General features: G+C 45.2%; 1 protein-coding gene. It reads right to left on the bottom strand.

The window, feature by feature from the left end; genetic code table 11:
* Positions 1-67: 67 nt before the first annotated feature.
* A complete protein-coding gene (locus R7O12_RS26000) occupies positions 68-910 on the bottom strand; it encodes a DNA ligase (protein WP_017448527.1) in 843 nt (280 codons plus the stop codon).
* Positions 911-1,170: the final 260 nt, after the last annotated feature.

Raw genomic sequence — 1,170 nt, 5'->3', positions numbered from 1 at the left:
ACCCTCGAACATGTTAAGTTCTGGCAGGGTCTTTTCAAACGTTGTGGCGTGGTAGTGGGAAACTCTCCTACTCCTTGAATCGTTCTCTCAAAAAGCGAGCAAATCTTGGTTTCCCCGTTTGGGTAAATCCGTTGTATCTAAACGTAATGGTAGAACCGATTTTCGGCGGATGGCGACGAACTTCATCCGTAAAACCGCTGCCGATGTAAAACTCTGTACCATCTGGCAAACGCACGAGCATTGCGCCCATCATCCCAAGCAAACGCCCCGTTCCCGGTTTGTAGCCAACCACTTGAGCTTCCGTGTCGGCGTAGCGCTTTAGCTTAAGTAAGTCGCTTCCTCTGCCCGCTTGGTAACGGCTCGACACTTTACGCAGCATCACGCCTTCGCCATCGGACAAGGAAATTTTATCCAGTTGAGCAAACAAATGTTGCTCGTTTTGGATGGCTCGGTGCTCAACGTATTTGATGTGGTGCTCATCAATATCAAACACTAAATCCTGAATGTTGTAATAACGTTTTCGGTAATCTCCTGCGGAATACGGCATGTCAAACACCATAAAATCGATTTCGCGCCACGCGCTATCAATTGGTGTTTTATCAAGAACGGTTTGCTGAACAATGTGAAAATTTCCGCGTCCGGCCCAAAGCTCACCATCCAATGGATAGTTCGGGAGTGACTCAGTGAACCACTCGGGCGCATAAATTCGGTTTCCGTTTCGGGTCACGAGGTGTTGACCTGTCCAGTAGGCTCGAATTCCATCGAGTTTCTCACTGTACCAATACTCAGAAACATCTATTCCATCTTGATAGGTTTCAGCAAGAGAGACGGGCGGAGCTATAGGTGTATTCGCTTGGGGCTGCGCAGATGCCATAACGGCAAGGGCAATCAATGTCATTTTTAATGGCATGGGGGAACCTTGTACAAAAAAGCATCTTTATTGAAACGTAACTCCACCGATTTACCTATTTGTCAGTGTTAATTATTCGACTCAGAACAATCAACATAAGTAATGGTTTGCAAGGTAAATCATAAAGTTTAGACAGGTATTGCATTTGTTTTTTCAGCTCACGTTAATGGCACGGTTATAAAGCCAAACTCTCCTCTTCAATTTTCAATCTGCATCTAAATCATCGTTCATTTTTGATTCTCAAATTGAGAACTGGGCGT

Source organism: Vibrio sp. Vb1574 (assembly GCF_033338675.1).
The sequence above is the reverse complement of the archived record's forward strand: the minus strand, read 5'-3'. Positions and strand labels throughout refer to the sequence as shown.

Excerpts from the sequence above, each read along its gene's own strand:
- R7O12_RS26000 (WP_017448527.1), bottom strand. The coding sequence starts at position 910 with ATGCCATTAAAAATGACATTGATTGCCCTTGCCGTTATGGCATCTGCG.